This is a genomic window from Terriglobia bacterium (genome assembly GCA_036496425.1).
GTDB lineage: Bacteria > Acidobacteriota > Terriglobia > 20CM-2-55-15 > 20CM-2-55-15 > 20CM-2-55-15.
The window spans coordinates 1-5,647 of the sequence record DASXLG010000251.1 but is presented as its reverse complement, the minus strand read 5'-3'; the positions used below and the strand labels follow the sequence as shown (position 1 = coordinate 5,647).

Here is a 5,647-nt window from a genome sequence, read left to right as displayed (position 1 = left end):
CTTGTGCCTTTTGTGCTTCTTGTGGTTCCTTCCCCTTTTCATGCGGTTAAGTTACTGTGGACGCGCATGTTGAACCAGTCCACAGCAGCGGCTCCAGCGCGCATGCCCGAAGTCTGGCTTACATCGGGACGAGTGCAACTGACGCGCCCGCAAATGATCGGGACGCTCGCGGGGCTGATGCTGTCCATGCTGCTTGCGGCTCTGGACCAGACCATTGTGGGAACGGCCGAACCGCGGATCATCGCCTCCCTTTCGGGTTTCGATCGCTATCCCTGGGTTTCGACGGCTTACCTGCTGTGTTCGACGATCTCGGTTCCGATATTCGCCAAGCTGTCGGATATCTACGGCCGAAAATGGTTTCTGCTCGGCGGATCGGCAGGTTTCGTCCTGACGTCGGCGCTCTGCGGCGCCGCAGGCAAGTTCTCATCGATCGGGCTCGACGGCATGAATCAACTCATCCTGTTCCGGGCGATGCAGGGCATCTGCGGCGGCATCATGACCGGCCTCACCTTCGCCATCGTCGGAGACATCTTTTCGCCGGCGGAGCGCGGTAAATATCAGGGCGTTTTTTCGGGGGCCTGGGGGATGGCTTCGGTATTCGGCCCGACACTCGGCGGGTGGCTGACCGATGACATTTCGTGGAGAGCCACGTTCTACGTCAACCTGCCGGTCGGAATCATCGCGGTCATTGCGCTGTATCTATATTTTCCTTTCTGGCATCCCAAGGATGTCAAGAGACACATCGACTGGGCCGGCGTCGCAACGCTTATACTCTGCGTCGTCCCCCTGCTGCTGGCGCTGACGTGGGTCACCGATTACGGCTGGCTTTCAGCACGAGTCGAATCGCTGCTCGTGCTGTCCGCTGCGATGCTGGGCGCTTTCATTTATGCGGAAACGAAGGCCATCGAACCGATGATTCCGCTGTCATTGTTCCGTGAGCCGGTGATCAGCATGTGTTCCATCGGCGTCTTCGTGGTCGGCATCGCGATGTTCGGCATGATCATTTACCTGCCGCTGTTCATGCAGGGCGTGCTGGGTGTCACGGCGACGCGCTCCGGAAATTTGCTCACGCCGTTGATGCTCGGCATTGTGGTCGGCACCTTCGTCTGCGGCCAGATCACGCTTCGGCTCCGCAGCTACAAGATGCCGTTTCTGTCCGGCTCCGTGCTGGTGACGATCGGAACGATTCTTTTCGCGCGAATGGGCCTGGCCACGCGGCCGTTAGACGTCATTCTGGCGATGATCACGGCCGGTCTTGGAATGGGACTTCTGCTGCCCGCTTATACGGTTGCGGTTCAAAACACGGCTCCGCAACGGCACATGGGTGTGGCGACGGCAACATCCACGTTCTTCCGCTCGATCGGCAGCACCGTCGGCGTTGCGATCTTCGGCAGTCTTCTGCTGACGAATTATCATCACGATTTCTCAAACGCCGTGCCGCAGGGTATACCTCCGGAGGCGATGTCGGCCTTCTCGAATCCGCTGCTGCTCCCTCAATTGCGGCCGCAGCTGGAAGAGACTTTCAAACACTTCGAGAACGGCCCTCACGCGCTCGAGACCTTATATGCCAGCGTCGGCACGGCCTTGCTCGGTGGGATCGAGTGGATCTTTATGATCAGCGCCGGCCTGATGGTCGCCCTGTGCATCCTGAATCTGCTGATCAAAGATGTCCCGCTGCGCCACGGCCCCGCTCCGCCGACGGAATTGTGAAGTAACGAAACAAACCTGGCGACAGATCCCGCGGAAAGTGATCTGTCCCTTTTTTGTTACACTTTTTGTTATGAAAGTTTTGGTTATTCTTGGTTTGTTTGTCGTTGTTCTCGGTGTGATTGCGGTTGGCGTTACACACGCGCGCTGGGAAGGGACTCCTCCGGAGATCATGTTCAATCGTGACTTCAAAATTCTTGGCCGCGCGCCGGCCCTGAGCTTGAAAGTCGAGGATGCCGGGACCGGCCTGAAACACGTAGCCATTCATCTCAGGCAGAAGGACAAGGATGTTGTGCTTGCGGACGACTCTCTTCATCAGGAAAAAACCACTACTTATGACGTCGGGAAGCTCATCGCCGACAAATACAAGGCCGAAGACGGTCCGGCAAGCCTGAGCGTCACCGCCACCGACAATTCCCTCCGCCACTTTTTCAACGGAAATCGCACCGACGCCTCAAAGGACTTTACCTTCGACACCAAGCCGCCAACGGTCCAGGTCATGGAAGGCCAGCACTACATCAATCAAGGCGGATCGGAATGCGTCGTCTATCGCGTCTCGGACAATGTGGAGACATCCGGCGTGCAGGTCGGCTCCCACTTCTTCCCCGGCTACAAATTCGACAAGGATCTGCATCTCGCTCTGTTCGCGCTCGAATACGACTGGCCGGCCGATACACCGATGAAAGTGGTCGCCCGCGACGCCGCCGGCAATGAAGTCACGGCCGACTTCTGGCACAAAGTATTCCTCAAGAAATTCCGGTCGCGGGATATTCCATTGGAAAACAGTCTCATCCAGAAAGTCGTTCCGGAGATCATGTCGCATACACCCTCGGTTAAAGACACCGGCGATCCGGTCAAGAACTTCGTCGAAATCAACAGCGACCTGCGCAAGCAGGATCATGCGCGAATCGCAGAGCTGGCCAAAAACTCTCCCGGCGAGTTCCTGTGGCACGATGCGTTTGTCCAATTGAGCAATTCAAAAGTGGAATCGTACTTCGCGGACCGGCGCACTTACGTTTACGACGGCAAGCCGGTCGACCAGCAGGATCACGTCGGATTCGATCTCTCTGTCGTCCAGCACACACCGATCGAAGCCGGCAACGATGGAAAGGTTGTGCTTGCAGAGTATTTCGGCATCTACGGCAACGCGGTCATGATCGACCATGGCGCCGGCCTGATTTCGCTCTACGGTCACATGAGCGAAATCGATGTCAAACCCGGACAAACCGTCAAGAAAAAGGAAGTCATCGGAAAAAGCGGCGCCACCGGTCTCGCGGCCGGCGACCATCTGCACTTCGGCTTGTTCCTGCAGGGCATTCCGGTGAATCCCACGGAATGGTGGGACGAGAAGTGGATCAATGACCACGTCATGAGCCGGATAAAAGAATAAAAATCTGTTGTTGCGGCGCTGCAGGCCTCCGAAACGATCGACTTTAGTCTGCTCGGCGGGTCGCCATTGCGGATTCTGTAGCCGCCGGTATAAAGCCAGTAAGGGGTATAATAAGAGCAGATTTCGGAGACAAAATTTATGAGCGATTTATTGAAGGGCATCTCCGTCCTAGTTGTCGAAGATGATCTCGATACGTGCGAATTGATTCAGGCAGTTTTGAGACAAACCGGTGCGAATGTCGTTGTAGCCAACACGGTTGACGCCGCGATCAAGCAACAACAGCGGTCTCCTGCTCACGTCCTGGTATCGGACATACGCTTGGGAGGATCTGACGGATTCGCGCTGATTGCCGCCATCCGCCAGCACGACAAACAATATCGGGGCTTCACTCCAGCGATCGCGTTAACCGCATATTCGTCCCCGGGCGACAATGAAAGAGCAAGGTCGGCAGGTTTCAATGCTTATATATTGAAGCCTTTCGAACCGGCAGATCTTGTGAACGCTATTTTCGACCTGGCGAAGAGACCCGCCGAACCCGCTGCCTGATCTGCATCAGCCAGAAACACGCGGCATAACTGCAACGCCGTTCATCAGAACGACAACCTGAAATCCACTGGAAAGCTGCCGGCCGTTGCCGTCGCCGCGTAACGGCTCAAGGAACTGAACCAGATAAACCCAGTGATTATCGACCGGCCGGAGCGTTACCTCGTAAAGCCGCCAGTCTTTTCCATTCGGCAATAACGTCGCGATTTCATTCTTGGCAATATCGATCGCGCGGCGCGCAGATAACGGAGGATTGTCCTGATTGGGCGCCCAGACGGGAGTTTTCTGCAAATCCGGGTCAGGAATATGGAACTCGTACTTTTTGCCGTTGTATTCGACGGTAAAGGTCGTTTCCGCCTGAGCTGCCAACAACATTAAGGCAATACACAAACTCCGCACGAACATCCGTCACCTCCCTGACGAAAAATGGGGACAGGTTATAGCCGCAGATGCCGCGGATAACGCAGATGGGGGCAGCAAATGATTTTTTGGATGCCCCCATCTGCGTTATCCGCGGCATCTGCGGCTGTAACCTGTCCCCTTTTATTCTTAGTAGCGGTAATGCGAAGCTTTGTACGGCCCTTCGACCGGCACGCCGATATAGCTGGCCTGCTCGGGCGTGAGCTTCGTCAGCTTCACTCCAAGATGATCGAGGTGGAGCCGTGCGACTTCCTCGTCCAGCTTCTTGGGCAGCATGTAGACCTTCTTTTCATATTTGCTGCCGTTGTCTTTCAGGTCGAGCTGCGCCAGAACCTGGTTGGTGAACGACGCCGACATCACGAAACTCGGATGGCCGGTGGCGCAGCCCAGGTTGAGCAGGCGGCCTTCGGCCAGGATCATGACGCTGTGGTTGTCCGGGAACTTCCATTCATCGTATTGCGGCTTGATGTTGATGTTCTGGATCCCTTTCACCTTCTTCAATCCGGCCATGTCGATTTCGTTGTCGAAGTGGCCGATATTTCCGACGATCGCCTTGTCCTTCATCTTGGCCATGTGGTGGACCGTGATGACGTCTTTGTTACCGGTCGTCGTGATGAAGACGTCGGCCGTCGAAACAACATCCTCGATGGGCTTTACTTCATAGCCTTCCATCGCCGCCTGCAGCGCGCAGATCGGATCGATTTCGGTAACGATCACGCGGCAGCCCTGTCCGCGCAGAGCCTGCGCGCAGCCCTTGCCGACCTCGCCGAAGCCGAGCACGACAGCAACTTTTCCGCCGAGCATCACGTCGGTCGCGCGCATCAATCCATCGGGCAAGGAATGGCGGCAGCCGTAGATGTTGTCGAACTTGCTCTTCGTCACGGAGTCGTTGACGTTGATCGCCGGGAACAGAAGCTTGCCGGCCTCTTCCATCTGATAGAGCCGGTGCACGCCGGTGGTCGTCTCTTCCGACACTCCCTTGATGGCCTTCGCGATCTTCGACCAGGCACCGGGCCGCTCCTTCAATTCACGCGACAGCGTGCTGAGGATCACGCCCCACTCTTCCGGATCCGATGCGGCGTTGAATGAAGGAACCTTGCCGGCGGTTTCGAATTCGAGAGCTTTATGGACGAATAATGTGGCGTCGCCGCCGTCGTCGACAATCTGCACCGGGCCGGAATTGTCGGGCCAGCGCAGTGCTTCAGTCGTGCACCACCAGTATTCTTCGAGATTCTCGCCCTTCCACGCGAAGACCGGAATGCCGCGGGGCTTCGCCGGTGTACCGCCGGTTTCCGGACGGCCAACAACGACCGCCGCTGCCGCGTGGTCCTGGGTCGAGAAAATGTTGCACGATACCCAGCGGACATCCGCCCCGAGTTCGGCCAGCGTTTCGATCAACACGGCGGTCTGAATCGTCATGTGCAGGCTGCCCATGATCTGCATTCCCGCCAGCGGCTTCTTGGCAGCATAGCGCTGCCGGACGACCATTAATCCCGGCATTTCCTGCTCGGCCAGTTGAATTTCCTTGCGGCCGAATTCCGCAAGAGAAAGATCTTTTACTTTGAAAGGCTCTCTTCCAGCCTTTTT

General features: G+C 56.7%; 5 protein-coding genes. 3 read left to right on the top strand and 2 right to left on the bottom strand.

Translation table 11 applies throughout. The features are described from left to right. From VGK48_18275 to VGK48_18265, 3 genes are all read left to right on the top strand, one after another. The coding region (locus VGK48_18275) for an MDR family MFS transporter (protein ID HEY2383126.1) at positions 1-1,710 on the top strand (1,710 nt) is incomplete at its 5' end. Positions 1,711-1,780: 70 nt separating this feature from the next. After that, positions 1,781-3,097: a M23 family metallopeptidase gene (locus VGK48_18270; GenBank protein ID HEY2383125.1), complete on the top strand. Its 1,317-nt coding sequence runs from the start codon at positions 1,781-1,783 to the stop codon at positions 3,095-3,097. 138 nt (positions 3,098-3,235) lie between these two features. Next, complete coding sequence (locus tag VGK48_18265) at positions 3,236-3,643, top strand: response regulator (GenBank protein ID HEY2383124.1); 408 nt, start codon at positions 3,236-3,238, stop codon at positions 3,641-3,643. A 6-nt stretch (positions 3,644-3,649) separates the two neighbouring features. Here VGK48_18265 and VGK48_18260 read toward each other — a convergent pair whose 3' ends face one another. Together VGK48_18260 and ahcY are read right to left on the bottom strand one after the other, a co-directional pair. Beyond that, complete coding sequence (locus VGK48_18260; GenBank protein HEY2383123.1) at positions 3,650-4,045, bottom strand: hypothetical protein; 396 nt, start codon at positions 4,043-4,045, stop codon at positions 3,650-3,652. 144 nt (positions 4,046-4,189) lie between these two features. Beyond that, positions 4,190-5,647, bottom strand: a 1,458-nt coding sequence (gene ahcY / locus VGK48_18255; protein HEY2383122.1) for an adenosylhomocysteinase, incomplete at its 5' end; no start/stop codon positions are given.